This is a genomic window from Comamonas sp. (assembly GCF_009360615.1).
In the GTDB taxonomy this organism is placed as follows: domain Bacteria; phylum Pseudomonadota; class Gammaproteobacteria; order Burkholderiales; family Burkholderiaceae_C; genus Comamonas.
Genome location: NZ_SPEY01000020.1, coordinates 64,995 through 91,798, shown reverse-complemented (window position 1 = coordinate 91,798; position 26,804 = coordinate 64,995). Strand labels below are relative to the sequence as shown.

General features: G+C 54.3%; 25 protein-coding genes. 6 read left to right on the top strand and 19 right to left on the bottom strand.

Features of this window, described 5'->3' with window-relative positions:
• The first annotated feature begins 155 nt into the window (after window positions 1-155).
• Window positions 156-1,988: an ATP-dependent helicase gene (locus E2583_RS05815; protein WP_229227367.1), complete on the top strand. Its 1,833-nt coding sequence runs from the start codon at window positions 156-158 to the stop codon at window positions 1,986-1,988.
• A 745-nt stretch (window positions 1,989-2,733) separates the two neighbouring features.
• Here E2583_RS05815 and E2583_RS05810 read toward each other — a convergent pair.
• The 15 genes from E2583_RS05810 to E2583_RS05740 form a co-directional block, all read right to left on the bottom strand.
• Window positions 2,734-3,150: a hypothetical protein gene (locus E2583_RS05810; RefSeq protein WP_229227365.1), complete on the bottom strand. Its 417-nt coding sequence runs from the start codon at window positions 3,148-3,150 to the stop codon at window positions 2,734-2,736.
• Window positions 3,151-3,173: 23 nt separating this feature from the next.
• On the bottom strand, window positions 3,174-3,632 hold the full coding sequence (locus tag E2583_RS05805) for a chromate resistance protein ChrB domain-containing protein (protein WP_229227364.1): 459 nt from the start codon (window positions 3,630-3,632) through the stop codon (window positions 3,174-3,176).
• Window positions 3,633-3,636: 4 nt separating this feature from the next.
• Window positions 3,637-4,545: a Fe-Mn family superoxide dismutase gene (locus tag E2583_RS05800; protein ID WP_229227363.1), complete on the bottom strand. Its 909-nt coding sequence runs from the start codon at window positions 4,543-4,545 to the stop codon at window positions 3,637-3,639.
• A 25-nt stretch (window positions 4,546-4,570) separates the two neighbouring features.
• Complete coding sequence (locus tag E2583_RS05795) at window positions 4,571-5,191, bottom strand: hypothetical protein (RefSeq protein ID WP_229227361.1); 621 nt, start codon at window positions 5,189-5,191, stop codon at window positions 4,571-4,573.
• A 12-nt stretch (window positions 5,192-5,203) separates the two neighbouring features.
• Window positions 5,204-6,406: a chromate transporter gene (locus E2583_RS05790; RefSeq protein WP_229227360.1), complete on the bottom strand. Its 1,203-nt coding sequence runs from the start codon at window positions 6,404-6,406 to the stop codon at window positions 5,204-5,206.
• A 24-nt stretch (window positions 6,407-6,430) separates the two neighbouring features.
• A complete protein-coding gene (locus tag E2583_RS05785) occupies window positions 6,431-7,393 on the bottom strand; it encodes a chromate resistance protein ChrB domain-containing protein (protein ID WP_229227359.1) in 963 nt (320 codons plus the stop codon).
• A 137-nt stretch (window positions 7,394-7,530) separates the two neighbouring features.
• Window positions 7,531-8,574 carry a DMT family transporter gene (locus E2583_RS05780; RefSeq protein ID WP_229227358.1) on the bottom strand — a complete coding sequence of 348 codons (1,044 nt, stop codon included), beginning with the start codon at window positions 8,572-8,574 and terminating at the stop codon, window positions 7,531-7,533.
• 38 nt (window positions 8,575-8,612) lie between these two features.
• Entirely contained in the window at window positions 8,613-8,984 is a 372-nt protein-coding gene (locus E2583_RS05775) for a hypothetical protein (RefSeq protein ID WP_003055055.1), read from the bottom strand.
• Window positions 8,985-9,043: 59 nt separating this feature from the next.
• Window positions 9,044-12,187, bottom strand: coding sequence for an efflux RND transporter permease subunit (locus E2583_RS05770; protein WP_229227357.1), 3,144 nt, complete (start codon window positions 12,185-12,187; stop codon window positions 9,044-9,046).
• 15 nt (window positions 12,188-12,202) lie between these two features.
• Window positions 12,203-13,321: an HlyD family efflux transporter periplasmic adaptor subunit gene (locus tag E2583_RS05765; protein ID WP_034371144.1), complete on the bottom strand. Its 1,119-nt coding sequence runs from the start codon at window positions 13,319-13,321 to the stop codon at window positions 12,203-12,205.
• Window positions 13,318-13,809, bottom strand: coding sequence for a hypothetical protein (locus tag E2583_RS05760; protein WP_229228801.1), 492 nt, complete (start codon window positions 13,807-13,809; stop codon window positions 13,318-13,320). Before E2583_RS05760 ends, E2583_RS05765 begins: the two co-directional genes overlap by 4 nt.
• A gap of 116 nt (window positions 13,810-13,925) precedes the next feature.
• Entirely contained in the window at window positions 13,926-15,185 is a 1,260-nt protein-coding gene (locus E2583_RS05755) for a TolC family protein (protein ID WP_229227356.1), read from the bottom strand.
• A 113-nt stretch (window positions 15,186-15,298) separates the two neighbouring features.
• On the bottom strand, window positions 15,299-15,652 hold the full coding sequence (locus tag E2583_RS05750) for a hypothetical protein (protein ID WP_229227355.1): 354 nt from the start codon (window positions 15,650-15,652) through the stop codon (window positions 15,299-15,301).
• A gap of 208 nt (window positions 15,653-15,860) precedes the next feature.
• Complete coding sequence (locus E2583_RS05745) at window positions 15,861-16,898, bottom strand: dienelactone hydrolase family protein (protein ID WP_229227354.1); 1,038 nt, start codon at window positions 16,896-16,898, stop codon at window positions 15,861-15,863.
• Between the two features lie 112 nt (window positions 16,899-17,010).
• Window positions 17,011-18,114, bottom strand: a complete 1,104-nt coding sequence (locus tag E2583_RS05740; protein WP_291593920.1) for a hypothetical protein — start codon at window positions 18,112-18,114, stop codon at window positions 17,011-17,013.
• A 149-nt stretch (window positions 18,115-18,263) separates the two neighbouring features.
• Here E2583_RS05740 and E2583_RS05735 point away from each other — a divergent pair, with 149 nt between their 5' ends.
• Complete coding sequence (locus E2583_RS05735; protein ID WP_291593918.1) at window positions 18,264-18,614, top strand: helix-turn-helix transcriptional regulator; 351 nt, start codon at window positions 18,264-18,266, stop codon at window positions 18,612-18,614.
• 5 nt (window positions 18,615-18,619) lie between these two features.
• Here the strand turns inward: E2583_RS05735 and E2583_RS05730 are convergent, their stop codons facing one another.
• The 3 genes from E2583_RS05730 to E2583_RS05720 form a co-directional block, all read right to left on the bottom strand.
• Window positions 18,620-19,237 (bottom strand): hypothetical protein, encoded by a 618-nt coding sequence (locus tag E2583_RS05730; RefSeq protein WP_291593916.1) that lies wholly within the window; start codon window positions 19,235-19,237, stop codon window positions 18,620-18,622.
• Between the two features lie 122 nt (window positions 19,238-19,359).
• Window positions 19,360-19,692 (bottom strand): type I restriction endonuclease subunit M, encoded by a 333-nt coding sequence (locus E2583_RS05725; RefSeq protein WP_229227350.1) that lies wholly within the window; start codon window positions 19,690-19,692, stop codon window positions 19,360-19,362.
• Between the two features lie 230 nt (window positions 19,693-19,922).
• Window positions 19,923-20,639, bottom strand: a complete 717-nt coding sequence (locus E2583_RS05720; protein ID WP_229227348.1) for a hypothetical protein — start codon at window positions 20,637-20,639, stop codon at window positions 19,923-19,925.
• 347 nt (window positions 20,640-20,986) lie between these two features.
• On the opposite strand from E2583_RS05720, the gene E2583_RS05715 reads away from it, so the two are divergent.
• Window positions 20,987-21,961, top strand: coding sequence for a site-specific integrase (locus E2583_RS05715; protein WP_229227347.1), 975 nt, complete (start codon window positions 20,987-20,989; stop codon window positions 21,959-21,961).
• Window positions 21,962-22,088: 127 nt separating this feature from the next.
• Here E2583_RS05715 and E2583_RS05710 read toward each other — a convergent pair whose 3' ends face one another.
• The gene (locus E2583_RS05710; protein ID WP_229227346.1) at window positions 22,089-22,661 is read right to left on the bottom strand and encodes a hypothetical protein; all 573 of its coding nucleotides are present in this window, start codon (window positions 22,659-22,661) and stop codon (window positions 22,089-22,091) included.
• A 451-nt stretch (window positions 22,662-23,112) separates the two neighbouring features.
• Between E2583_RS05710 and E2583_RS05705 the strand changes: the two genes are divergently transcribed.
• From E2583_RS05705 to E2583_RS05695, 3 genes are read left to right on the top strand one after another with little or no spacing between them, the layout of a single operon-like run.
• Complete coding sequence (locus E2583_RS05705; protein ID WP_229227345.1) at window positions 23,113-24,339, top strand: ABC-three component system protein; 1,227 nt, start codon at window positions 23,113-23,115, stop codon at window positions 24,337-24,339.
• The gene (locus E2583_RS05700; RefSeq protein ID WP_229227344.1) at window positions 24,336-24,830 is read left to right on the top strand and encodes an ABC-three component system middle component 4; all 495 of its coding nucleotides are present in this window, start codon (window positions 24,336-24,338) and stop codon (window positions 24,828-24,830) included. The genes E2583_RS05705 and E2583_RS05700 overlap by 4 nt, the downstream gene beginning before the upstream one ends.
• A complete protein-coding gene (locus E2583_RS05695) occupies window positions 24,830-26,800 on the top strand; it encodes an ATP-binding protein (RefSeq protein WP_229227343.1) in 1,971 nt (656 codons plus the stop codon). The genes E2583_RS05700 and E2583_RS05695 overlap by 1 nt, the downstream gene beginning before the upstream one ends.
• Window positions 26,801-26,804: the final 4 nt, after the last annotated feature.

The window sequence follows — 26,804 nt, the reverse complement described above, 5'->3', positions numbered from 1 at the left end:
TACTGATATAGAAGCCAATTATTTCGGAAAACACATCAAAAAAACGAATCATCTCACCAGCTATTTTCTTCAAAAAACATGTGTTTTCTCGATGATTCTTTGATCTGCATGGCACATGCAATCACTGAGTTTCAGGCCATAAAACCATAACCCAAATGAAGCCAACCAGTCATCAGCGCCAGATAGTGCGGACCACGCTGCAAAACGTGGAAGTGCGCGCCAGTCCTGGCAGTGGCAAGACCACCACGCTCATTCAGCGTATCAAGCACTTGGTGCGCAACGGAACACCAGCTTCACAAATTTTGGTCTTGAGCTTCGCCAAAAATTCTGTAGGTGAGTTCCGTGATCGACTTCAGCGCAGCCTCGAGCAGAAGGGCAATTCTGGTAAGAATTTTTCAACTAGCAAGAAGACTGCTGATGGTAATGAGTTGCCCACCACACAGACCACTCACGCCTTTGCCCTGAGTCTAGTGACCCGCGCAGGTGGCGGCGGTGGTGGTGTGCCTACAAGCACAGAAAGTCTTGCGTTGTTGAAAGAGGCTTTGCGCCGTTGCCGGAAAGATGCCACTGATCAAAAACTGTGGCAAAAACTAGATGACACCACACGCCGGGAGCGGCTTCGTCTGGTGCGTGAGTTGCAGAAGGACTCGCGTCGTTTGAAGCAGTTGTTGAAAGCGCTGAGCTTTGCTCAGGCCTCGAAGCAGAAGCTCCGTGAGGTGGTGACCTCACGAAAGTTCTCAGCTGGTCTGGCTACTTATGCCCCCATTGCGTTGGCTGTGCAGAAGCGCTTTGCGCACGCCAAGAAAGCGGCGGGCAAGCTGGACTTCGGAGACATGCTAGAAAAAGCGGTTGATGTACTTGATGGCGGCGCTGAAATTCCCTACACCCATGTGCTGGTCGATGAGTTCCAAGATGGCAGTGCCGCCCAAAATTTGCTGCTCGCCACATTGGTTAAGCGTGGTTGTCAGCTTATGGTCTTTGGCGACCCTGAGCAGGCGATCTACGGCTTTAGCGGTAGCAGCTACACGCCGCTGGATCAGATCGTCGATGGCGCTGTGGTCATGCCTCTGCCGGAGTCTCACCGCCTGCACCGCCAGACCGCAGAGCTGGCAATGGCTGTTGCTGGCAAGAGCACTCAGAAGATAGTGACCATGCGAAGCGGTGTGAAGCCAGTATTGGTGACCAGTGGTGGCCCCATAGAGCAAATCCACGCTGTTGTCCGCGATATTCAGCAGTTGCTGGAGCAGGGCGTTGATGCCTCAAGCATTGCCGTGCTTGCTCGTACTAAAGCAATTCTGAAGACAGTGGAGCAGAGCTTGCTGGCTCTGGACATAAATACTGCGAGGAAGGGCGTTGTGCGTGATCTACAGCATGTTCAGCGTGTGCTGCGCCTAGTTCGCCTGGTTGACCGGAATGCACGTACTCAAACGCCAATTGATGCTAATGCGGTGGCTCATGTGTTTCGCAAGGTGAAGCTGGTGGACGAGCAGGACTGGAAAAGCAGGGCGCGCAGTCTGCAGAAAGCAGCCAGCTCATCCTCGCTAGAGGGGCGCTACAAAGAATGCCGGGACATTTACTTGAAAATTCTCGGCGGCGTTCGTTCTAACAATGAAGTCCGAGTTGGTCTAAATTTTTGGCTCGCGAAATGCCGTGACTATGCCAATGGCCTTGAAATGCTCCGGGCCACCAAGCAAGAGAAGCCTGTGGTGCAGACCATGACCATCCACACCGCAAAGGGTGGTGAATGGGACTACGTCTTTGTGGTCGGTGTCGCTGACGGTGAGTTGCCGATCTTCTATGCCAAGTCAGAGAGTGCGTTGGCAGAGGAGCGCAGGCTGCTGTATGTGGCCGTTACGCGGGCTCGCAATGCCGTTTGGCTGTACTACGCCCCTATGCCGCATACTCACAGCTATAAAAAGTCTAAGGAACTCAGTAGTCTGCTGCAGCCAGCCAATGTTCAACGAACTTTGACTCAGGTGCTGGGCTAGCTTTTTGTGATGTTGGTGGCCGTGTGGCATGCGCTGTCTGGTCATTTTTCGTTCCAAGAGCGTTTTTTTTTGTCGCCAAGCTACCACCATAACCAAGCTGCAGAAAACGTCGCCATGGCCGTTTTGGTGGCTTCTCGCTGGCATTGCGGATTACTGCTGATGTGCAACCACGCTGCAAACGTTGATTGGCCGATGCCGTCCAGACTGTCCAGTTGGCTTTGAATTGGTGACTGCTGGCTGCAACCAAAAGACCTTGCTTGAATAGATTCTTATCTCAGGCGTTCCGGTGAATATTCGTTGTCGGCGCTCAATGTGAAAATCGATCCTCTTTTCGTAAATTCCCAGAAAGTGGCGGCTTCAGGCTGGTTGCCGCCGCTGAGATTTTGCAAGCCTGTGGCAACTGCTGCCGATACCAGACATTGATCTGCGATCTGGAAAGACTTCCTCTGTTTGCCTCAAACCGGAAACTGGCTGGATTGCAGTAAGCCAGCCAATCTGAACGGCGGCTCTCGTAAGTACCGAACTGGTGCTGCCGACCCGTATGCGTCACTCGACGATCCGTACCGAGCGACTGCAATAGCGGCAATTGCCGCCAATGATCACAATGGCCTGGTCTATTAGCGGCAGTTCTATAGCTGCCCTCCGACTGCCGCGTTTGACTGTCACCCGATAGAGCGAAATTGAAGTTTCTGATCCTTGTTCATGTAGCGCGCGACACGAAGCGCATGAATACCCCGATTCAGTCCTACTCACGCTTGGGCATGGGCCTCACCAGGCCTCGGAAAACAACATAGTTGCTGTCATCCACGTACTGCAACTCTTTCCCGTCACGCACCACTCGGTAGCAGATCGGTTCGACCTTGCTTATCTCTGGTTGCAGCAAGCACAGCCGGTCGTTCTTGATAGACCAGTGAGCTGATTTCAATCGCTCGTTCTCAAGCCGCTCAACGCGCCCATCAGGGAAATACTTGTGCCCCCAATGGTGGTCATCAGTCACATACTTGCCAACGATTACGGCGTGAATTTGCGAGCCGGTGAGCTCGCCATGCCCAACTGCGGCTGAAGCGGCAGTCAGGCTTACGGCCTGGACACATACGGCGAGCGCGAGGCGGGAGACCCAGGCTCGATGACGGACCTGGGGTTGTAGAGAGAGGGCAAACATTTTGATGATCTCGATCTAGGTGATTAGGCAGTCATCGCGGGAGGCCACTTGTGCGTCTCGGCCTGACAAGAGCGGCACCATGCATAGAGCGCGTCGTACATCACGAGCCCATGCTTGAGCATCTCGTGGTCGTCGCTGAAGTTGTGCGACAGCCCAAGCGACAGCGCATAGAGCCCGGCCGACTGTGGCGTCAGGTCGAGCCGCGAGGTGTCGGCGCCGCGCACGATCCCGGCCAACTGATCCAGAGCCGGGTTATGAAGGCTGTACTTCGTCAGAAACGCATCGAAGCTGCACAACTCGCCCACGTGGCTCAGCTCGATATTCGGGATGTCGTAGGGGATGGCATCGGTGGCCTTGGCGGTGCTCAGCACCTCGCTGGCCGGCACATAGAGAAACTCGGGCTCCTTGTCGATGAAACGCGCGATCAGCCAGGGGCAGGCGATGCGATCGATCTTCGGGCGTTCTCGGGTGATCCATTTCATGGTGTTACTCCTTCGCTTCCAGCGCCACGCCAGCGGCGCGACTGGCCTCGATGCCACCGGCCACATAGCGCGCATCGAAGCCACGTGCCCGCAGCGCGAGCGCCACGGACTGGCTGACTTCATGGCCGTGCACGCAGTACACGAGGACGGGTTGGGATACGTCGAGCTCGGCGCTCCATTCGGCCAACCGGGCGGGGTCGTGCCACCTGGCCCCAGCCACGCGGTCGGCGGCCCCTGCGTAGCCTGCGGCGCGGCGCACGTCGATGAGCTGCACGCTGCCTCGAGCGGCCTCGGGTTGCACCGACCAGGGCAGCGCGTCGGCCTCGACGGCCGTACCGTAGCGCCGCGCCACTTCCTGCCAGCGGATGTTCTGCATGAAGGCATCCACATAGGCAGCCGCCTTGGCGCCGAAGTCCATGTGGTAGGCGTGCTCGTACATGTCCAGCGCCAGGATCGGAGTGGCCCCGGCCAGCAGGTGCGTGTGGTCGGCAGCCCAATGGGTGATCAGCCGCGATTCACGGTTTGACCAGGACAACAGTGCCCAGCCCGAGCCGCCCCCCATGGCCTTGGCCAGCGCGGAGAATTCCGCGCGCCAGCGGTCGGTGCTGCCGAAGTCGCGGGCCAAGGCCACGGTCAGGCCCGAGTCTGGCAAGGCGCCGTCACCGCCCAACGAGTCGAAGTACAGCTCATGGAGCCAGGCCGAGTTGGCGGCGATCAGCTCCTCGCGTTTCAGCCCATTGACCGTGAACACCGGCGAACTTGACCAGTCCAGCTGCGCCAACTGCTGGCGGATGGCGCCCAGGCGCTTGACGGCCCCGGTGTAGTTGTTCGCGTGGTGGCTGACGATCAGTTTCTCCGACAAGCCGTTGAGGGTCGCCGGGTTCAGGGCAAGGGGGCGGGGTTGCATATCCATGGGATGCTCCTGTGTGGGGATGTCGTTAGTTGCTTGAACCCGCGTGAAAGCGGCTGAAGGCGGTGACGCTATCGGCCTTGGTCCAGACGCCAGCAGCGCCAGGGCCGGAGATATGGCTGTCGTCCAACTCGATGTAGCGCTTGCCGTCCAGCGCAACCGAGATATGCGTTCCGGAGAATTCAACTCGCAGGGTGTGCCACGAGGCAGCGGCCACTGGTGCATCGGTGTACTTGATGGTCTTGCGGCTGCCACCCTCAACGTAGTACAGCGAAACGTTGTTCTCCAACGCATTGGCGCGGGCGACGTAATAGTTGTCGGCGTTTTTCCAGCGCCAGACGACGCCGCCTGCCTGGTCTTCCCGGCCCGCCAGGGGCTTGAACCGTGTTTCGACATAGCCGTCGGTGATCGAGGTTCCGACTTTCACGCACCAGGGATAGGTGCCGTACCCATCCTGCAGCAACACCGTGCCAGAATGAGAGGCGCCGGGTTCGGTAGTGATGACCCAATGGGGTGTACCGCCGCCAGTGACGCCGCAGTTCCAATAGTGAGGAGATGCGCCAAGGACAGTGCCATCGAAGCCCGGAGCCTGCGCACTCGCACTGGAAGCCAGCGCAGCCACGGTGATACCAATCAAGATGCGTTGCATGCTGTTCTCCAATCAGCCGTGCGTAACCAGCGGGTGGACGACCAAACCGATGACGGCTGCCGCAACCACGATGACCGGCTCAGGAAGCTTCTTGAAGCGCCACAGGATAGCTGCGGTCGCCATGGCCAGCGCAGCGGTGATCCAGTCGGAGATCGAGCGCTGACCGATGACGATCACTGCCCCCGCGATGGAGCCGATGGCGGCGGCCGTGACGCCATCGACAAAGGCGATGACATCCGGGCGCTTGCCGTATTTCTTGAAGTACGGCGCGGGGATCACCGTGAACAGGTAGCAAGGCACGAAAGTGGCTAGCGCTGCCACCACGGCGCCCCAGAAGCCTGTGACCAGATAGCCGATGAAGCCCGTGGTGATCACCACCGGGCCCGGCGTGATCATGGCCACTGCCACCGCATCCACAAACTGCTGGTCGGTCAGCCAGCCGTACTCCTTGACGACACCACCGTAGAGAAAAGGCACGATTGCCAGGCCGCTGCCGAAGACAAAGCTGCCGGCATAGGCAAAGTACAGACCAATCTGCTTGAGCTTGATCCAGTCGATGGTGCTGAGCGCGAACATTCCGACCAGTGGGGCCGCCACGCCGTTCAAATTGCCGCCGCGCTTGAGCCATACAGGGGGAGCACGCCAGAACCACACCAACACGCCAGCACCGAGGAACAGCCAGACCTCTTCTGACTTGGTGATCACCGTGACGGCTGCGCTTATCAGGAAAATAGGCCACAGCAGCTTGTCCTTGCCGATGCTCTTGGTCGTCAGCTTGTAGGCGCTCATGGCGATGATGCCGATCACGGCGGCGCCCACGCCGTAGAACACCGACTGCATCCAGCCGATGCCGCCGTAGGCCGTGTAGGCCGCGCCCAGTCCGACCACCATGAAGAAGGATGGCAGCACGAACGCCACGCCGACTAGCGAGGCACCGACAAAGCGGTAGTGCACGTATCCCAGGTAGATGGCCAGCTGTGCGGCTAGCGGCCCTGGCATCAACTGGGCCAAGGCCAAGCCTTCCTTGTAGTCCGCTTCGGTGATCCACTTCCGCCGCTCCACCAGGTCGCGGTACATATAGCCCGCCAGTGCCACGGGGCCGCCAAAGCCCCAGGTGCCCAAGGCCAGCATGTAGCGCACGAGCTGCCAGAGCGTGTAGCCGGGGGGGCTTGAGGCGCTCTCTTCGGGCGCCTTCGTTGTGTTGAGGTCGTTCATATGGGTCTTTGCAGTTGTTAATGCTTACGGTTTGCGCGGGCTGGAAAAATGGGCATGAAGCGAGTCCAGCACTCCACCGATGTCTGTGAGGAGTGAGTCGTCGTCGGACCAGCGCTTACGCGCCCCGGCCAGAACAGCCTCAAAGCCGCTGGCCTCGGGCGTTGCTGCACCGCCTACGTCCAACGCATGCACCATCTCCGCGAGGCGTGACAAGCCCCGTTCATCCTCCAAACCAAAGCTCGTGAGCAGCACCTCGAAGGTCACGCGCTCGCCCACATGCGTAAAGGTCGCGCCATCGAAATCGAAGCCCAGCGCATCTGCAGGGCAGTCGGCCGGCGCCTCCAGCCACTGGAAGCGTGCGTGCGGGTCAATAAAGCGCTGGATGAGCCAGGCACTGGCCACGCGATCTACCCAGAGATTGCGGCGCGTCGCCCAGAGACGCCCTTGGTATTGCATGCGATCGCGCCGGGCTATGCGTCCAGCAGTGGCCTGTGGTTCGCCCGGCGACTGCAGGGCTTCGATGGCGTTGTTGAAGTCCCGCCACTGGGCTTCGGCGCGGATCGAGGTTTCTGCAGGGAAGAAGTCGATCCTGCGGATGGCTTCATAGGCCCGCGCGTGCTTGCGCTGCACACGGCCCAACTCGGTCGCGCTCAGGCCGGAAAGTGTCTGACGCGCTTGCGCCAGTTCTTCCAGCCAGGGGGTGTAGTCGACCGTTCGGTCGAAGAGCGCCTGGAAAGTGGCTTGTTCGGCTATATCGCGCGCTCGCACTTGTAGCAGCCAGGCTTGGCCACCTTCCTGCAGCGCATCGTCGGCAAGGGCTTGCAATTGTGCAGCTTGCTCAACTTGCGCTGGAAGCAGGTAGGCGCCGTCGCGCAGGGAAGCACAGCCTAATGTCTTCACGGCGCGCCAAATCCGCATGCGCGGCGTAGCGCTTGAGGCGGGGAGGCTGATGATCAGAGCCAGCCAGGAGTCCGAAGTGAGAGTCATGGCAGCAGCTTAGAGCGCTGTCATGAATGCTGCAATGATGTAGTGATCTCTACAAAATCATTCCAAACTTCATCAAAAAAGCCGTTGTGAAAGCCGCGGTTGCCTGAGAGCAGATAGTCCCGGAAATACCTCAAACATCAATGTTTGTGCTGATGATGAATATCTGGAAAGTGCTCATGGCTGTGTGTCATCGGCTCATGAGTGTGCAAATGCGTGTGCTTACCAGTTGGCGTCGACCCGCCCGAATGGACATGCTGATGATGCTCATCATGTTCGTGCTCATGGCTATGCTCTATCAACTCATGGGTGTGCTCGTGCTGATGGGTTTCAGTAAGGTGTAGCCAAACCCCGATACCCATCAGAACGCCTGCGATGAGCAATCTAGGCGATGCTGGCTCTCCCAGGAGAACGATCGCCAGGATGGCTCCAAAAAATGGCGCGATGGAGAAGTACGCGCCTGTGCGAGCTGTACCCAGATAGCGCAAGGCGATCACGAACAAGACCAAGCTCGTGCCATAGCTCAGGAAGCCAATCACTGTACCCAAGACCACGACTCCTGGTGACGGCCAGACTGCACCAGTTGCCAGAGCCAGCAATAAATTGGTAGCACCGGCAGCCAGGCCCTTCATCATGGCAATGAAGGATGCGTCGGCAATCGACACTTTGCGGGTCAAGTTGTTATCAATGGCCCAGGATAGACAAGCCCCGAGCACTGCAAGCGTGGGCCAAAGACTCGCGGAGCCCGTTTGACTCGGCCAGCTGAGCACGACGGCACCAGCGACGATCGCCACCATACCCAAGGCGATACGGCGATCAAAGTTTTCTTTGAACACAAACCACGCGAGAACGGCTGTCAGTACGCCCTCGGCGTTGAGCAGCAAAGATGCGTCGGTCGCAGCCATCCCAGACAAGCCTGTCATCAAAAGCAGCGGCCCCACCATGCCGCCCGCAATGACAGCCCCAGCAAGCCATCCCATCTCATTTCGCTTCAGGGCGACTGCGGGAGCTTTCGTAATCAGCCTGTAGATCAGCAGGCCGATACCAGAGCCGAGGTAGAGAATGCCTGCCATCAACCAGGGACTGGCATGCTCCAGCAGCATCTTGACTGCTGGGGTACCTGCACCAAACAGAACTGCTGCGCTGAGTGCGGCCACAACTCCACGGTTTGCCAGAACATTCATAGCTACCTCGTCTTACCTATGCTTTGTCGAGCTGGGTATTACTTGACCGAAAAACGCACGGTGACAGTTTGGCCTTCAACGCCGGTGATTGCTGCAACAACTTTGCTGCCCTTGGCAACCTTGATACCTGTTGCTTCAAGTTTGTTGCCACCGGCAGGCTTGATGTCGGCTTCAGATTTTTCCGCACCATTGAGCACGGTCAGTTTTCCGCCCATCTTGCTCACGTCAGCAGGATCGTCGTGATCGATTACGTAGATGGCAGCACCATTGGCTTGTGGAACCAGTTCAAAGGACAGATCGCTGGCCGATTGGACAATGCCGCCGTGCTGAGGCTTGGCAGTGCCATGCGCGATGGCGTTCATGCTGATCAGAGAAAGGCCCAGGACAGCTGCAGACAGCAGTTTTTTCATAACTATTCCTAGCTAAAGCGAGGCGCATCAAGGGCTGCGCCTCAAAGCCCGTAATTGCTTTAAAACGCTTCTTGCTGCTCAGGCGTGCCTTCGGCTTCTGGATTTGAAGCCAGAAGCTTTTCGGTGGCCGTTCGACCAAATGCCAGGTACATCAGTGGAGTCAACAACGTATCTAGGAGCGTGGAGCTCACCAAACCACCGAAGATGACCACCGCAACTGGATGCAAGATTTCCTTGCCAGCAGCATCGGCAGACAGCAGCAAAGGCGTCAGGGCAAACGCAGCCACCAGTGCAGTCATCAGAACAGGCGTCAGGCGCTCCAGCGAGCCCCGGACAACCATGGACTGGCCGAACTGCTCCCCTTCAAACTTGCAGAGGTTGATGTAGTGGCTCACCTTGAGGATGCCGTTGCGAACTGCAATGCCTGTCAAGGTAATGAAGCCCACCATGGAGGCCACGGAGAGCGTGATTCCCGAAAGCCACATTGCAATCACACTGCCCACCAGAGCCAACGGGATATTGGCCATGATGATCAAGGCCAGCGTCGTGGAGCGGTAGCGTGTGTAAAGCACCAGGAACACCAATGCCAGAGACATCAGCGATAGCCACGCAATCTTTTGCGCAGCCTGCTCCTGAGCCTGGAACTGCCCCTCCAGAGAGATGGAGTTGCCTGTCGGCAACTGGGTGCGATCTATCGCCGCACGAATATCACGCACGATACGACTCATGTCTGAACCGTCCGTGTTGGCATAGACCACGATTCGACGACGACCGTTTTCCCGGCCAATCTGGTTGGGTCCATCCGTCTCGGAGACCGTCGCAATCGCTGAGACAGGAATCCTGCCAGCCGGCGTGTCGATCTGGGTTCGAGCCAGGTCTTGCGGGCTGCGACCTTCATCGGGCAAACGCAACACCAGTTCGTAGCGACGAGGGCCATCCACGATCTGTGCACCATGAGCACCATCCGTCAGCGCTTGCAGCACACGAATAGCCTCCCCGGGAGCCAACCCCACCTGGGCGGCTTTCTGATGGTCAAGACGCACAGTAATCTGAGGAATCAGCACTTGCTTCTCGACGGTCAGGTCAACCAGGCCAGGGATGCTCGAAAGGCTTTGGCGCATCTGCTCGGCCAAGCCACGCAGCGTGTCGGTATCGTCGCCGGAAATCTTCAGGGCGATCTGAGCGCGGACACCAGACAGCAAGTGATCCAGGCGGTGAGAAATCGGCTGGCCTACAGCAACTTGTGCGGGTAGCACAGACAGCTTTGCGCGAATATCGGCCATCACGGCTTCACGATCACGCTCGCTGCGCTTCAGATCAACGTCGATTTCGGCAGAGTGAACGCCTTCCGCGTGCTCATCCAGCTCAGCCCGGCCTGTTCGGCGCCCAACCTGAGTGACCTCTGGCACTTCCATGATCAAGGTCTCAGCCAAGGAGCCCATGCGATTGGCTTCTGCCAACGACGTACCTGGGTTGAACACCATGCCCAGAACCAGCGAGCCTTCATTGAAGGCTGGCAGGAACGCTCTCGGGAAGAAGGGAACGCTAGCTAGTGCAATCACTACTGCAGCCAAGGCCGTAGCCATCAGCGCTTTGCTTCTTGGGAAAGACCAAGCCAGCAGCTTTTCATCCCATTGCTTGAGGCGTCTGACGATGGGGCTGTCCCCGTGATCAATGCGCTTCATTCTCGGCAAAAGGTAGGAACACAGTACCGGCGTCACCGTCATCGACACCAACATGGAAGCCAGAATGGAGATGATGTAGGCGATGCCTAGCGGCGAGAACAAGCGGCCTTCGACCCCTGGCAGGGCAAACAGCGGCACGAATACCAGCACCACGATGGCGGTGGCATAGACGATGCCGGAGCGAACCTCCACACTGGCTTTGCGGACAACCTCAAGCGTCGGCGCCGGGTGCTCCAGCTCCCGGTTTTGCTTGAGTCTGCGCAGAATGTTTTCTACGTCCACAACCGCATCGTCAACCAATTCACCAATAGCGATGGCAAGTCCACCCAGAGTCATCACATTGATGGATTGACCCAGCCAGTGAAATACCAGCGCCGTGGCAGCCAGCGACAGTGGGATCGCGACCAGTGAGATCAGAGTGGTTCTGGCTGACAGCAAGAAGGCAAACAGAACGATGGCGACCATGATGGCTCCATCACGCAGTGCTTCTGTCACGTTGCCAATGGAGGCTTCAATGAAATCCGCCTGTCGGAACAAGGCTCTGGGTTCGTTGATGCCTTCAGGGCGGCCCTTGCTGAGCTCTCGAAGTGCTTGCTCGATGTCACGGGTCACGCGAACGGTATCAGCATCAGGCTGCTTCTGAACGCTGACAATGACCGCGGGAGAGCCGTTGTAACCACCGTCACCGCGCTTCATGGCCGCAGCAAACCGGACGTTGGCAACCTGCTCCAGGCGGATCGGACGGCCATCACGCCAGGCCACTGCAGCTGCCTGCAGGTCCTCGACCTTGTTGGTGCGCCCAATGTGGCGGATCAGATATTCCTTGCTATTGAGGTCGATAAAGCCACCGCCAGCATTGCCTGCAAACCCTTTGAGAGACGTCTCCAGCTGAGAAAGGGTTACACCAAACTGAGCCATCCGGGCGGTGTCAGGCTCCACACGCAATTGACGTACTTCACCACCAATGGGAATGACTTGCGAAACACCCTGTACAGCCAGTAATCGGGGGCGCAGCACAAAGTCTGCATACTCCCGTGCCTGCATGGGTGTTGCGGCCGATGCGCCTTTTTCGCTCACATTCAAGGGCAGGGCCAGCAACATGACCTCACCCATGATGGAAGACACAGGGCCCATCACCGGCACCACATCGGCGGGAAGTCGCTCGCGCACGAGGGCAAGCCGCTCCGCCACCAACTGGCGATTACGGTAGATGTCAGTTCCCCAGTCAAACTCGGCATAGAGAATCGACAGACCGACCCCAGACATGGAGCGCACGCGAGTGACCCCCGGCATGCCATTCAATGCTGTTTCAATGGGGAAAGTCACCAACTGCTCGACTTCTTCAGGGGCCATTCCCCCGGCTTCGGTCAGAACAGTGATCAGAGGTTTGTTGAGGTCCGGGAAGACATCAACAGGCGTTTTGACTGCCGTGATGATCCCGTAGACCATCAATATCGCAGCGAACGCTAATACAAACAGCCGGTTATGCAGGCTGTTGCGAACAATCCAGTTGAACATGTGTCACCTCACAGTTCAGCGGATTTGTGCGATCAGCGCCGCACCTTGAACCACGACCCGGTTTTCATCGCCAAGCCCCTTGGTGACGACGATCCGGTTCGCGTCCAGCGCTTGGTACTGCACGGGTTGCGGGATATAGCGCTCTGCACCTGACTTGATCCAGACGACTGGCTCATTGGCCGGATTGCGGGTGATCGCCTGTGCGGGAAGAACAAAGCCTTTGACGCTTTGCTTGGAGTTGGCAATCACGGTGACAGGTTGGCCAATAGCAATCGGTAGCTGTTGCGTACCATCGGAAGCAACCGCCTTGAAGGTCAATGGCAACACGCCGTCACGCAAGCTTCGACCAGCACCGATGAGCTCCAAACGGACTCCCGGCGTCGCTTTGATCGTTGCTGCACTGATGTTGGCTGCTAGAGCAGGATCGGCCGTTGTGGCCTCCACCATGACCTTGGCTGGATCGGTGATCTCAAACAAGACATCCTTGGATTCAACAACCTGGCCGAGCACCACATTGGCGCTGGCGATGACACCTGAGACGGGAGCTACCACGTTTTCCTTGGCAGCAAGACCGCCACCAATTGCGCTTTCCCGTGCCCTTAGGCTTGCAAGCTCTGTCTGAGCTGCTTCAATCTCTTTGCGTGGGACAGTGCCTTCAAGCCCCTTGAGTCGCTCCACACGTTTTTGCGCGATTTCTCGGGCACCTCTGAGTTCTGCCAACTGAGCACGCTGTCCAGACAAGGCAAGTGGCTCTGCGTGGTGGGCTACGACCGCCAGGACTTCTCCTTTGCGTACAGTCTTGCCAGCGAACGGCAAGCCTTGGGCTCCGGCCTCAATCTTTCCGCCCACAACCGTCTGAACCAGGCCACTTGCATTGGGGTCCGCAATGACTTTGGCTGGCAGTTCGGTTGTTGCGCTTGCTTCGGACATCAAGGCAATTTCCGTGCGAATTGCCAATCGGCGCTGGGACAGCATGGGCACATTGACACTGCCATCAGGCAAGCGACTCAAACCTGCTGCCGATGGAGTGGCCGAGGCCGTATCCAGATGCTCTCCGTTGGGGCCATGAGCACCCGGAGAGGCTTGAGCCATGGTGACTGCCAAGACCGCAGACATGATGACGATGCGCTTCATTGGGCACCTCCCTTTGCTACCTTGCTGTTAGAGCCACGGCCCAAAAGCCATCCCAATCCGCCCACGGCGGCCAATGCGGCAATCGCCAATGCGCCAAACAGCAAAGCGTTTTCATCTCCGTGAGCATGGGCAGCCTCAGCAGCAGCCTGGGTCGCCCCGACTTCCAAAGTGCCGTCCAGCAGGTCAGACTCTTTGCCGTCCAGAATCGTGATCACCAGCGCGTGGGACCCTTTTTTGCCGAGTTCTGCCAAAAATTTCTCGTCAGCCACGGCATAGTCACCCTGGTCCGAGTGATAAGGCGCAGGGGCTTTCAGTTGGCCCAGCTCGACTTCCACCTTGGCTTGATCTACGGGCTCATTGGTAGCGAATCGATTGATGAACATCGAGAACTCGCCACCCTGCAGGCGACCAACCAGTTCGTAGTTTTCGGACTTAGCCTCGAACCTGGGTGCAGAAGAAGTGGCTCCTGCCGTAGGTGCTGCGTCCAAATGCTCTCCATTGGGACCGTGTGCACCAGGGGATGCCAAGGCGATCCCTGTAGTAAGGGCGAAGCCACCCAGTAAGAGCAAGCGCTTCACAGCGCAAGGAGTTGAAAACGGGGAATTCATGGCAGTTGTCCGTAGGCTTGTTGAAGACGTGCACGTGCGAGGCCAAATGCAGCTTCTTGCCGAGCAGCGCTGTAGTCGGCTTGAGCTGCGGCACTGGCTGCGCGCAGAAGCTCTGGGAGCGATGTCTCGCCTGCATTGAAGGAGGCACGAATCAGCTTGGCTCGTTCGTTAAGCAAAGAGGCTTTTTCACGCTCGGTCTGCAACTGCAACTGACTTGCCTCTGCTGCAGCCTTGGCGCTTTCCATGCGAGCAGACAACTGAGCACGAAGCACCTGTTCCTTGCGCTGAGCTATGTCCAGCTCGGTCAAGGCGGCAGCTTGCAAGGGTGCATTTCTATCGTCTGTGCCAAACGGGATACGAACAGCAAGCCCCAGGCTGTAGGCGGAACCCTGGCCATGGCCTGGAATGTCTTGCCTGAGCTTGGTGATCAGCTCTGGAGCACTGCGATTCGATTTGGTAGCCAAATTCAAACGCTTACGTGCCAGGTCTACTTGCTGTTCTGCACGCAACAACTCGGGATGCTCAGCCAACAGACGAGGAGATGGGTTTTCAGCACTTGCTAACGTAGCTTCAGGTGCTTGGGCCAACCCTGTCAGGGCTGTCCACTGGTGCATTGCTGCTTCAAGCTGGGTTTCAGCCTGTGACTGAGCTGCTTGTGCGCTTAAAAGCTCCCCCTTGGCTGCCAACGCATCTGCTCTGGCCAGATCACCAGCTTTGACACGTTTATCCACGTCGGATGCGATGGCCGCAAAAGTGCTGGTCTGCTGCTTTGACAAAGATTGGCTGGCCTGCAGCTCCGCAATCTGCCAATGCAACTCACGAACTACCTCGGCAACTCGCAACCTGCCTTCAGCTTCAGACAACTGCGACAGCGATGACAGCGCGTCTGCGGTTTGCTGTTTGGCATTTTTCTGCCCAGGGAGCCAGAGCGGCACTGCCAAAGCTACTTCAGTCTCGCGGGCGCCATTGTTGCTTTGCAAGCGGTCATTGCGGTGGCTCAGCTCCATTGAGGGAGGTGCAGCCCAGAGAGCGCTTGACGCTTTCTTTTCTGCCGTGGCCTGGCGAGAGATACCTGCCGCCTCTGCAGAGGCAACGGCACGGCTCCAGGCCACCTCAACGGCAGTCGCCAAGGTTGTTTTTTGAATATTGCTGCTCGATTTTGGCGAAGCAACGCTTTCCATTGGCTGTGCGTACGAAGTACACGCCAACGTCAGCCCTGCAAGGATGCAGAGCTTCCATTTGAATTTGGGGTTCACAAAGCCTCTAAATGCTCTGGGTACATAGCAGTACCGTCGCGAGGTACTGCGACAGATATGACATGCACGAACGAAGGGATGGCTTCAGACGGATGAAGCCGACCTAAAGAGAGCTAGGCTGTGAGTCTGGGAGGCCGTCGAAGACCTTCCAAGATGGGGTATGGGAGTATGGAATCGAGGGCTGAGCTGGGGGGGGAGCTTCCCCAGTCAGGCACAGGAATGCTCAAGGCAAACACTTCGAGCGCTGCAGATGGCATTCCATCGGCCATCATGTGCAGTTTGGAATCAGAGGACTCATCAAGCTCCACTGCGCCATCATCATGGTGGTGATGACCTTCCTCTTGAAGGTGCATTGCCGCATGCTCAAGTTCTTCATGAGACGCGAAAACGGGCATCTGGCCAGCCACAGCAAGGGCTTGCCAGAAGATGCTCAGCATCACGAAGAACATGGCCAGACGGCGGGTCATAGTTCAGAAATTATATGTGGGAGATATCTCCCACGATCTTTGTGGGCGCTGTCTAATTGTTCGATTCTCGCTAGAAACGGCATTGACCATGCAGCCTGAATGTATGCAGTGCCCCCTTTGTGATTGAAGCTGCAACTCCATGAAAAATCATGTGCGGCTGCTTCTGGCCGTTCACAGCCAGGATCTAACCGGCGACTGGTGTTGACGTTTACTGGCTCGCAGCCAGAAACGACAAAACATCTTGAACTGCTTGCTCACGAGCTTTGGGGTTACTCTCCACCGTAATCCAGAGCGTTGCAGCACATTGCTTGAGTGCTGCATCGCGCTCCTGTGGCGTTGCCAAAACTTGATTCGTGGCGCGATTGAACGCAGGTCCCCAAGGAGCAGGATCTTTCGCGCTGGCTGGCATCACTGTGTCGATAGTGCATTTGGCAAACGTACCTTCTTGGAACTTGCGGTACGGCTGGTTGGGTCGGTCAAACACGTGATATGCGCCGGGGTAGACCTTGTAGGTGATGGGATTGCCTTCGGCTGCGAGCTGTTGAGCTTCTTCAACACAAGCCGGTGCGGGTGTCATGTCATCTTTTTCGCCAAGCAGATACAGCACTGGAGCGGTGATCTTGAGTGTGGGATTCTTGTAGCGCTGGTTGCAGCCAGGATAGAGCGCGATGCTTCCTGCCCACTTGATGGATTCTGACTTGGTGATGGGCAGGCGGTAATTCGGCCACATGGCAGAAGTCACGGCGCTGCCACCGCGTGACCAGCCCATGTGATAAATGCGTGATGCATCAATCTTCGGGTGGGTGCTCAAAAGCTTGAGCGCATAGACTGCATCAGAGATGTTGACCGTGGTGTTCCACGTCAATTGCTCTCCAGTGCCAGAGATTTTCTTGCTGTCTCGTGGTGTGAAGCTGTCCACCATAAAGACGGCATAGCCCGCCTCATTCAGTGGCTTGGCCCAGACTTCGTGCATGCCTGTGGTGATGCCATCACTGCCATGGCTCATGACGACGACAGGAACCTTGCCAGCCACATTTTTCGGCATCAGAAGATCACCCGTAATGACTTGCTGAGGACCCAGGCGTCCGCGAATCAACGCCCAGCGATGCTCTGGGTTCGATGCCATGAATTCAATGCGCCCGGTTTGTCCTCCAGACAAGTCGGACAGCGGCTCCGCAATTGCTGCCCCGGTGAAGATGCCGGTGATCGACAGCGCGGCGAGCAGGGTTCTGGTGATGTACTGCATATGGTTCATTTCAAATTTTGTATGGGTTTTGAGAATCACGCCCGCAGGTCGCTCCGCTAATAAAAAGCGACGACTGTGCGGACATGCTTGATGTTTGGACTCGTGCGAGCGCTCAGGGCAACATGAGTGGGCGCAGGTCTTGGCTGAGACCCATGCGCTGCAGTTTGGCGGTATCCAGCTCTGACAGGCGATCCGCTTGGCAATTCAGATTGGCAATGCGCTTGCCGTTTTGCTCCACCAAGACGCCCTGCATGGTGGCGCTTGTGCCATAGACCGCATAGCGGTAGTTGCCCTTGTCAAATGACACAAATGACAGGGGCTGGCCATTGGCACCAGCATGCGTGCCTTGCTGGAATGCGGTGCTTGCGGCCGAAGCATTGGCCGGATAGACCATCTCTGGTGCACCGTCCAGTGGTGCCAGTCGATATGCCAGCTGGTTGCTGCCAGTCATGCACAGCGAGGCACGCTTTTTGCCGGTAGAGCATGCAAACACCGGAGTCTCTTCGGCCGAGCACAGCGTGGGCACTGTCGCGGTCTGGCTAGGCGCAGGCAGCGCGGCTTGATTTTGCTGGTGTGCTACAGGCATTGGTGTTGTGGCAGGAGCAGAGTCTGAGGGGGCACCTTCAGACTCTGCTTCCATTTCGGCCTGGCTCGCTGACGGCGCCACAGGGAGCTGTGTTTCGGCAGCTTTCTTCGCCGCCGCTTGTGCACGCAGCATGCGGTCATAGCGATCCATGGCTATGTCGTGGAAGTAGCCCATGAATGGCATGAAGCCGTTGAGTGCCACTTGCAATGCTCCGGTGTCTTCGGTGCGCTGCACGGTATAAGTCACTTGGCCGCGAAGCTTGGTGCCATCCAGCACTGCGCCTTGTTTTTCATAGATGGCCCGCATGTATTGTTCCATCTGCGGCTCGGCCTTCACAGCATCTTCCGGGAAGACTGTTGTCAGCTGTGCCGAGCAGACCGCTTTGCCAGTATTAGCGTTGCTGGCATCAGTAGTGATGTTCTCCAACGCAACAGTCGTGTCCTTGACCGTGAACTGCACACGCTGCTGACGCTCTTCACTCATGGCGTTGTGCTGCTTGTTGAACTGCTGCTGGTATATCTGTTTGACCAAGCTGACAGTCTCCGCATCAGCGCAGGTCGGGGTCTTACTGCCGCATCCGGTGAGTACAGCCGCAGCAACGCAGGTGCCGCTTATTAGAGTTTTCCTCATCACTTCTCTCTCCTGTTGTATGTGTTTTATACGACTCAAATCTTAGTGTAATGTGTCGTATAAGACGTTGGTTAAAAAGACACATTGACAGACCCTCAGCGGCCATGAGAGCCAAGGAGTCTGCCCCGTCGCAACTGAACACCACGCCCGTGGTGAAGCTGCCAAATGCCGTCACAAAAACATTGGGGGCCAAGCTGCGCAGCTACCGCGAGCTGGCGCAAAAATCACAAGAGCAACTGGCGCATGACGCCGAAGTGGAGCGCTCTCGCATCTCCAAGCTGGAAAACGGCCACATCAATCCATCGCTGCTCACGCTGGCAACGCTGTGCCACTGCTTGAGCATTACGCTGGAACAACTCTTTGAAGGCGTGACAGACACGCTGCCACCCGCTTCGCAAGGTGGTGCTCTGCGCCGCCGTAACCAAGCACATGCCGAGAAGAGTCCAGCACCGTCCAAAGTCGTCGGTGCCGATCACCGCGCCAAACGCACCAAGGCATAGGCTGATCACTGCAGCTTGCGCACGCGCACCGCTGCCAATAACCGCACCAGCTCTGCAGACCACGATTCGGACTCGTAGTGCCAGAACACTGTCCACGGCTTGGCGTCCTGAGCAGGCAGATGCAGCTGCTTGGCACGACGACTGCCGAGGCCAGTGGTTGGCAATCGCAGCCGTGCGTTGAATGCTTTAAAGCTTGGCTCACCACCGCCAGGGTCCAGCAGCAAGATGCGTTGCGGCTGATGCTTTGATCCAGAAGCCACGCCTTCCACACCGACCGCCAATGCCCAGTGCTTGGTACGCTGATGTTTGACCGATGCGAAGGCAAGCGCCACCAACTCGCCACGCATCAGCCAGTCGAGCGCATGTCTATCCACATGCTCTTTGGCTCCGTACTTGGCAGTCAGCTTCAGGGGCAGCTCTAGGCTTTTAACCAGTTCCACCCACTCTTTAGCATGGATGCCACTGAAGTACTTCGGGCCGAATGCATTCCAGACAGCTGCGGCCACGCCGTACTTGCGCTGGCTCATGTCGTACATGGCCGAAGCCTTGGCCAGATCAAAGATCACCAAGAGCATCGCCAGTACATGCGTTCCGCAAGCGCCATCGAGCATGGATTGCTGCATAAAGCAGCGCACTGGCTCTTGGCGTTGCTGCTGTACGGTCAACGCATGGCCTGTCTGCAATGCGGCATGCACACGCTGAAATCCATAACTCTGTGGTGCTGAGATAGACGTTCCTGGACGCATCAATACTCCGATGGAAGCAATAACGTGGTCACCGAGCGGTCAGATTCCGTGATGATCCACAGGGTAGGCAAGCTGCTGCGTTTGTCTTGCGGTGTCTGCTGCAACGCTTCTGCATCCACCAGCCGGTAAACGCTCATGATCCGCATGCGCTGCCGGACTGCTGCTTCGTTGGTGGCTTTGTCTTCGTCACAGCAGTCACCCCAATCGCCATGCACATGGCGTGACACCAATGCCAGCGCACTGAAGCTGGTTTGCTCCAGCAGCGCCATGGCACCAGGTGTTGCCACGATCTGGCCAAGTGCAAAGCGCGGGGCATTGCTCATCAGCGTCATGCGGCGTGCCGCAGTAGAACGAGAAGAATTTGCTGACATGGAAGTACTCCTTGGTTAAACGTCAGACACAAAACTCCACGTGCGAATCGCCGGCACCACCACGCCGCGAGGGCGAGCACTGTCCTTCGCATGCGTGGAAATGGATAAAAAAATGGACCGGCAAAGCGGTCCATCGGAAGATCAAGAATTCACAGTGACTTCACATCACTGGCGTGGGCGCAAGAGCGGCACTACGCAGCGAACGGCAACGCATCAAATAACTCAGCATCCGTCGCATGGCTGAGGCTCAGTGCTTGAACCGCAGCGGCAGACATGGGTAGCCGAGACGCCAAGCTGCGGGAGTCCGAACCGGCATCGCATGGATCGGGTAGCTCCAGCAAGCCAAGCAGGCTTAGTCGGTCATCCAGTGCAGCCTCGACAGCAGCCAGATCGACATGCCACCATGTGGCCAACAGGGTGCGCAGGATTGGAGCAGGTAGTTCAAAACACGGCCACGCTGCGCCGCCATAGTTCAGGTATGCGCACAGCAGCAGCTGCCACTGTGCCGAAGACAAGTCGAAGTGCTTTCGCAGCCGCTCCAGATTGCGAGCCGCTGGTGCCACATCCACTGGCAGCGGTGGGCACGGCGCGGTCATCAAGCGCTCTACCACCAAAGCGGGCTCCAGCGGCTGATCCGAGGGCGATGTGCCAAGGAAGGCCGGTATTTCAAAAAAGCATGGGCTCCGCGTATGGCCCAGTTCCGGCCAATACAGCAGCTCCAGATCACGCGACGTATCCGCCAGTTGCTGCTCGTCCAACACATCTATCAGCTGCGGTAACAAGCTATGTAGCAACTTCATACGCTGATGCCGGCGAAAAGCCAGATTGCTTGGCGATTCCAAACCAACGATATAGCAAGGGTTGGGATTAATAATCGCTGCATTCATATTGAATCCGATGATATTCATCAATGCTGCACTGCACTATAAATACTGAATATTTATTCATGCTTGGTGGTATTATATCAATAATTCACTAAAACGCCGTATTTTTAGCCGTTTTATAAATATTTAATCCGTATATGTGGAATAGCAGCGTGAATTCTTCGAATCACAGCTGAAATGCAAATTGTTCATCGTAACGGCTGATCTCCTTCAAGCACTCCTCGGTGCCTGCAGCGATATGCCCGTCGCAGCGACTCACTTCATCTGCACATGCGTTGGAGTAGGCTGAATCCTATTTAAATCCTAGGTAGCGATAAGTCACAGTTATCGTTAACCAGAAAGTGAATTAAATTTTTAACAACCGTTCGACCATGGCGGTCATTGACCAATCGCGCTCTTCGGAAATGGAGAATAAATTGAAGAAGAAAAATACATCAGATCAAAAGAATATAAACAGCGCAGTTCAAAAATATATAGCTGCTAGCCAGGCAAGTTCCACAAAGCGTGCCTATGCTTCGGACCTCCGTCACTTTCTTGCACATGGAGGCAGCTTTCCTTGCACACCAAGGCGATTAGCTGAGTACTTGGCCGAGTCTGCTAATAGTGGTTTGGCGGTTGCTACGCTGGAGCGGCGTGTCACGGCTATCCATAAAGCGCATTTGGAGCAGAGATGGAAGTCTCCTATACACAGCGAGATTGTGAAGCAGGTCATACAAGGCATACGCCGGACGCAAGGCACCAAACAACGGCAAGTAAAACCGCTGATGAAGGCGGACTTATTGAAAGCCCTGTCAACAATAGGGCACCAACAGATGCCACTCAAAGCCGCACGTGATCAAGCCTTGCTGCTGGTGGGTTTTGCTTCTGCAATGCGGCGGTCTGAGCTGGTGTTGATTCGCACAGAGCATCTAAACCACACTGCCAATGGCATTGAAATCAAACTGCCGATCAGCAAAACAGATCAGGAGCGGCGCGGGCGAACCATATTCATTCCTCGCGCTACTACTGGTGAGCACTGTCCTGTCACGGCCCTGGCACATTGGCTGAAGGTCGCAGGCATCAATGAGGGCTATGTTTTTAGAGCAGTGAACCGCCACGGCCGCATCGCCAATCAAGGGCTGTCACCCCAGTCTGTTGCCCTGATCGTGAAAGCTGTAATGACGCAGGTTGGCGTCGATGCCACGAACGTCAGCGGCCATAGCCTACGAGCAGGTTTCTGCACATGCGCCGCAGAGGCAGGACTGCAGCTATGGCAAATACGAGACCAGACCGGACACAAGTCGAATGTGACGGTACTCAAGTACATTCGCCGAGCTGCTCAACAAGCGGTTCCCAGCTTGCTTTGATTGGACCACTCTGGATGAGCACAACCGAATCTAAAGGCCTCTTGTCAATCTATGGCGACCGTGCCTGTTGCCATCGAAAGCAGTGAGCCACGCTTGGTCTCTTGCACTTGTTGTGGGGGCAATGCCTTTAGGAGACCATGGTACCTGTGCGTTGCTCAGCAAGTTGGACGATTGTGTCCTTAAGACGCTGACCGATCTCGGAGGCTTCCCGCTTAGCAGCGCATGCCTTGTTGAAGCAGCTGGTATTGTGGTCAACCTTCTTGCCCTCGCTTTCGAGATGGAGCACGTTTTTGAAGTTGCCCCAGAAGTGGCTCATTTGGCTTCTTAATGCCTCAATGTCTTTCGACAGCACGGGCTCGTGAATAGCCGCGATTGCGCGCAGTTCGTCCATGTGAGAGTAGGCTTGAAGATACTGCCGATCGTATGCCTCAGGGTCCGGCTTTGCAGACCATTGGATTACCAAGTTGTCCATTGAGAATTCACGCACAATTTTGCTCACCAGCTTGTGGGTATCCTCCAATCGCTTAATGGATTCGGCTTTGAGCTTTACAGCCTGTTCTCGGTCAAACTTGGCCTTCTCACTGCGAAGCTGGAAAGATTGACCAAATCGGAGGTTAAAGTGCGTCACTACACCAGTGATGCTTGCCCCGAGGAGTGCTGCGAAAGCGGCGATACCCGCGACGTAGATCGGAGTTTCCATATTCTGTGCTCAGGACTTATGGTTAAAAATTAATGAATTGCCACGGATTTTTTTGGAGCAGCTGATGTGAATTGGCTCGATAAGGCCCGTCGGGTCACTTGTGGCATTGTGTGTCAACGGGACTGCTTAGCCGTTGACGCCTGAGCTACGAGACTTCATCAAGCGTTGCGAGCTCGACGGGCGCCATGCCCTTCGAGAGGGTCTATTGGGCCGTGGATAGTTAGCGAATACTGTGCAAACGATAGTCGTGATTGCTGCCCTGGAGTGCACGCCATACATAGTCATGCAGGCCACGAAGCTCTGGTGTCAAGGGATGCGGTGACACGGATGAGTGTACAACTCCTAGATATTGATGCAAACTGTAACGTCTATGTCTAGGCCTGCAAGGCTGTTTCGATAGGCTCGGTGAGCTCTCTCACCGGCAACGGCAGTAAAGAATTTCCACACTCATATGATCGAATTTGCTCACAAGGATAGCTGTGAAGACCTCATCCTTTTTGTCCATGGCTTCACGGGCGGAAAAGATACCTGGAAGCATGCGGTGGATGGCTATTTTCATGAGCATCTACTCGAAGATCAATTTGTGCGAGAGAACTTCGATATAGCATATTTTGAATACCACACAACTCTTTTAAATCTTTTTCCTGCGGCCAACTCTATAAGGCAGAGGCTGACTTCATTGTTTAAAACAATGCAGCCTAAATCAGTTAAAAATATTTCGGTTGAGGAAATATCTAAGCTTCTTCGCTCAAGAATTAGATTTGAGCTTAGTGATTATAAAAATATAGTTGTTATTGCCCACAGTATGGGAGGGCTAGTGACAAAATCTTGTATTTTGCAAGATTTGAGTGAAGGAAAGAATTGTCAAATTAAACTACTTATATCTTTAGCTGTGCCTCATTTGGGAGTTAATCTGGCTTCGTATGGGAAATTGTTATTGAACAATAAGCAGGTTGAGGATTTGGCTCCATTAAGCGAGTTATGCCCAAAGCTTAACGATGCATGGGTGAAACAATCGTTGAAGCCTGATGTTAAGTATTTTATTGGTGCCTACGATGAAATAGTTCAAAAGAATAGCGCTGTCGGAACTGATACTGAGCAACAGGATGCTATTTCATGTGATGATGATCACATAAGCATATCTAAGCCCGAGAAAAAAGGACTTGTAGTTTCTGCGACATTGAGATTTTTAAAAGATTTCAAAAATTCAATTACTCCGTTTGAGGTTCAGAAAATATTAAACTCTGATCAATATAAGGATGAGATATTTGTATTGAAGCTTCTTTTGGCAGATGTGCATGATGCTAGTGTTCGCCATTCAAAAGAGTATTTCCTTAACGCCGAATATATTCGGAAATTATTGAGTAGCTCATCAGATCAGCAAAAGCTGAAGGATTTGTATGATCGGATTAGGGTTATTTACCAAAACAGCTATGAAAAGCATGTAGGAGTGCCTAGCGGTAACTCTACAACACTGGTGGCTGCGGTTCACGATGCAATAATTCAAGAAGATTCAAAATTCTTGAAGGTGGCGTCGCCTATGCTACAAGCACTTCACAAGATGGGGATGCTCCACCAACTAGCAAATGATTTAGGCAATGATGTATGGTGGAGCGAAGAGCGATCGCATGATGCTTTAAGCAACCTTCGTAGTAAATCCGTAGAGCCTTTGTTATGAGCGGACTACCGTACTTTATTCCAGATGATGAGGAGTCATTAAATTTGGCACTCATATTATTAATTATTAGAGATTTGGGTGCAACAAGTAGAGGTAAGCTTTTATTAAATAATGAAAGACTGCGTGCATGCCTATTTTTGATAAAAAATCCTATAATTATGAATAGGGTTCTTGCATCATTTTCTCATCCAGTTGCCAATCTGGAAATTTATGACGAATATTCCATTGCAGGGATCGCAATAAACATAGATACGCTATATGATGACCATCGTCTTAAGCGTTACCTACTGCAACTCGCAAGTCTTGATCTTTTGAAGGTTATCTATAAAAAGGCAACTGGATTCATGTACACGCTAACCCTCGAGGGTGAGCGTGTGGAGCGCTTAATAGCGGGTGACTACTTTAATACCGCACGTGGCTATGCAAAGGCCATACAGGCACTGAACTCGGTATCTACCGCAAATATTAATGCCGCTGTGGAGTTTGAATAATGAATAAAAATTTCCCTAGCATAATTGTTGATTACCTGGTGCTTGTTGGGCATAGGAAAAATTATACGATTCCCTTCAGTGAGGGGCTTAATATAATTTATGGTGACTCTGCTACTGGGAAAAGCAGTGTCTTGGAATGTCTCAATTATTTATTTGGTTCATCGAAATTGAATTTCGATGATGAAATAGAAGCTGCTGTTAAGCATGTCATGATGCAAGTAAACCTTAATGGGTTTACATATGTTGTGAAACGAGATATTTTCAACGTTAAGGCTGCAGTTGAGGTTTACCCATCGTCGCTTGATAGCATGGGTGATATATTTCCAAAGCGCTATTCTCCAAATTATGTAGATGAAGGTCCGGATGGCTATTTTTCGGACTTTCTATTAACTGCCTTGGGTATGCCAATTGTCTTGATGCGACAAGCTCCGACAAAGAGTGATTCTGCATCCATACGACTAAGCTTTAGAGATGTATTTAAATATTGCTATTTGAAACAAGATGATGTAGGGTCGAAAGCTCTTCTTGGTGAGGGGTCATTTGCAGGGGTTAAAAATAAAGAGACGTTCAAATACCTTTTTAATCTTCTTGACTCAACCTTATCAGACCTTCAGCGTGATTTGGCTGAAGCGATTGGGGAGCGAAAGAGCCTTGAGGCGACTTATAAAGCTGTTTCTGACTTCTTAAGAACCGTCGAGTTTAAAGACGAATATAGTCTGGATGATTTAAAGAAGGAAAGCAATCAGCGTAGGAAGCTTGCAAAAGATGAGTTAAATAGACTCAACTCTGAAATAGTTTCAAGTAATGAGAGCTATTCTGTTCTCAAAGAAATTCTACAGACTATGGCCTTGCGAATTTCTGATATGGACCATGAAATTCAGGAGGCTGAGCAAGCAATCGAGAAATTCTCTCGGTTGAAGAACGACTACCAAGCGGATTTAAGTAAGTTAAAATCAATTAAGAAATCAAGAGAGCTAATCGGATCGCCGAAGGTTATGTTCTCTTGCCCGCTTTGCAGTAGCTCTGTTGATTTAGGGGGGATAAAGAAGATACATGAAATAGAAGACGGTGATAATATTTCTCAAGAGCAAAACTCAATTAGCCGGCGGATTAAAGATTTGGAGCAATTGATTTTTAGGGAACGTAGTCGGAGGGAGAGATCGCAAAGCGATCTTAAGTTGCTTGAGGCTGAGAGAAATAATGCCCGACGGATGCTTGATGAGGAAATGGCATCTGCAGTGACTCCATATCTAGCTGAGCGAGACAGTTGGGCATATGAGGCCGCGAAGGCCGAAGAAGAGTATAAATACATCGAGCGAAATATAAAAATACGTAACCAGCAAAAATCTATCTTTAGTGATCTTGAAAAATCACAAGATCGAATAATTATTTTGGAATCTAAGATAGAAGAGGTTAAGAAAAAGGCTCCTTCTATTGTGGAAATAATCAATGATTTAGGTGACTTACTGTCTCAGTATTTGCGAGTTGTTCAGATCAATGATATTAGGGATGTAAGTATTGGGAATACTACATTTTTACCTGTTCTAAGAAATAGAAATTATCGTGATACTACTTCTGGTGGTTTGCGTACAATATTATCTATTGGGCACTATTTGGGTATACTTCGATTGTCTTTGGATAAGTCTTCAAATCATCCAAAGTTTCTTATGATCGACACTGTCGGGAAATATTTGGGAAAAACAAACTCGAAGTATGATGAGACTGATATTGGAGAGGATCGCAAAGAGGGTGTCTCTGACCCTAAGAAATATGCGAATCTTTACAAATCAATGCTCTTGTTGACTGAGTATGCGGTAAAGAAAGAGCAGCCAATTCAAATAATTGTTGTAGACAATGACATTCCCTCAGAGGTGCAGGCAAGCAACCCAAGCTCTATTGCGGCATATTTCAACAGTGAGGGGCTAAATGGGAGTTCGCGAGGACTGATTGATGATGCTCACATTAGTTGAATTT

Excerpts from the sequence above, each read along its gene's own strand:
- E2583_RS05815 (WP_229227367.1), top strand. The coding sequence starts at position 156 with ATGAAGCCAACCAGTCATCAGCGCCAGATAGTGCGGACCACGCTGCAA.
- E2583_RS05810 (WP_229227365.1), bottom strand. The coding sequence starts at position 3,150 with ATGTTTGCCCTCTCTCTACAACCCCAGGTCCGTCATCGAGCCTGGGTC.
- E2583_RS05805 (WP_229227364.1), bottom strand. The coding sequence starts at position 3,632 with ATGAAATGGATCACCCGAGAACGCCCGAAGATCGATCGCATCGCCTGC.
- E2583_RS05800 (WP_229227363.1), bottom strand. The coding sequence starts at position 4,545 with ATGGATATGCAACCCCGCCCCCTTGCCCTGAACCCGGCGACCCTCAAC.
- E2583_RS05795 (WP_229227361.1), bottom strand. The coding sequence starts at position 5,191 with ATGCAACGCATCTTGATTGGTATCACCGTGGCTGCGCTGGCTTCCAGT.
- E2583_RS05790 (WP_229227360.1), bottom strand. The coding sequence starts at position 6,406 with ATGAACGACCTCAACACAACGAAGGCGCCCGAAGAGAGCGCCTCAAGC.
- E2583_RS05785 (WP_229227359.1), bottom strand. The coding sequence starts at position 7,393 with ATGACTCTCACTTCGGACTCCTGGCTGGCTCTGATCATCAGCCTCCCC.
- E2583_RS05780 (WP_229227358.1), bottom strand. The coding sequence starts at position 8,574 with ATGAATGTTCTGGCAAACCGTGGAGTTGTGGCCGCACTCAGCGCAGCA.
- E2583_RS05775 (WP_003055055.1), bottom strand. The coding sequence starts at position 8,984 with ATGAAAAAACTGCTGTCTGCAGCTGTCCTGGGCCTTTCTCTGATCAGC.
- E2583_RS05770 (WP_229227357.1), bottom strand. The coding sequence starts at position 12,187 with ATGTTCAACTGGATTGTTCGCAACAGCCTGCATAACCGGCTGTTTGTA.
- E2583_RS05765 (WP_034371144.1), bottom strand. The coding sequence starts at position 13,321 with ATGAAGCGCATCGTCATCATGTCTGCGGTCTTGGCAGTCACCATGGCT.
- E2583_RS05750 (WP_229227355.1), bottom strand. The coding sequence starts at position 15,652 with ATGACCCGCCGTCTGGCCATGTTCTTCGTGATGCTGAGCATCTTCTGG.
- E2583_RS05745 (WP_229227354.1), bottom strand. The coding sequence starts at position 16,898 with ATGCAGTACATCACCAGAACCCTGCTCGCCGCGCTGTCGATCACCGGC.
- E2583_RS05740 (WP_291593920.1), bottom strand. The coding sequence starts at position 18,114 with ATGAGGAAAACTCTAATAAGCGGCACCTGCGTTGCTGCGGCTGTACTC.
- E2583_RS05730 (WP_291593916.1), bottom strand. The coding sequence starts at position 19,237 with ATGCAGCAATCCATGCTCGATGGCGCTTGCGGAACGCATGTACTGGCG.
- E2583_RS05725 (WP_229227350.1), bottom strand. The coding sequence starts at position 19,692 with ATGACGCTGATGAGCAATGCCCCGCGCTTTGCACTTGGCCAGATCGTG.
- E2583_RS05720 (WP_229227348.1), bottom strand. The coding sequence starts at position 20,639 with ATGAATATCATCGGATTCAATATGAATGCAGCGATTATTAATCCCAAC.
- E2583_RS05715 (WP_229227347.1), top strand. The coding sequence starts at position 20,987 with ATGGCGGTCATTGACCAATCGCGCTCTTCGGAAATGGAGAATAAATTG.
- E2583_RS05710 (WP_229227346.1), bottom strand. The coding sequence starts at position 22,661 with ATGGAAACTCCGATCTACGTCGCGGGTATCGCCGCTTTCGCAGCACTC.
- E2583_RS05705 (WP_229227345.1), top strand. The coding sequence starts at position 23,113 with ATGATCGAATTTGCTCACAAGGATAGCTGTGAAGACCTCATCCTTTTT.
- E2583_RS05700 (WP_229227344.1), top strand. The coding sequence starts at position 24,336 with ATGAGCGGACTACCGTACTTTATTCCAGATGATGAGGAGTCATTAAAT.
- E2583_RS05695 (WP_229227343.1), top strand. The coding sequence starts at position 24,830 with ATGAATAAAAATTTCCCTAGCATAATTGTTGATTACCTGGTGCTTGTT.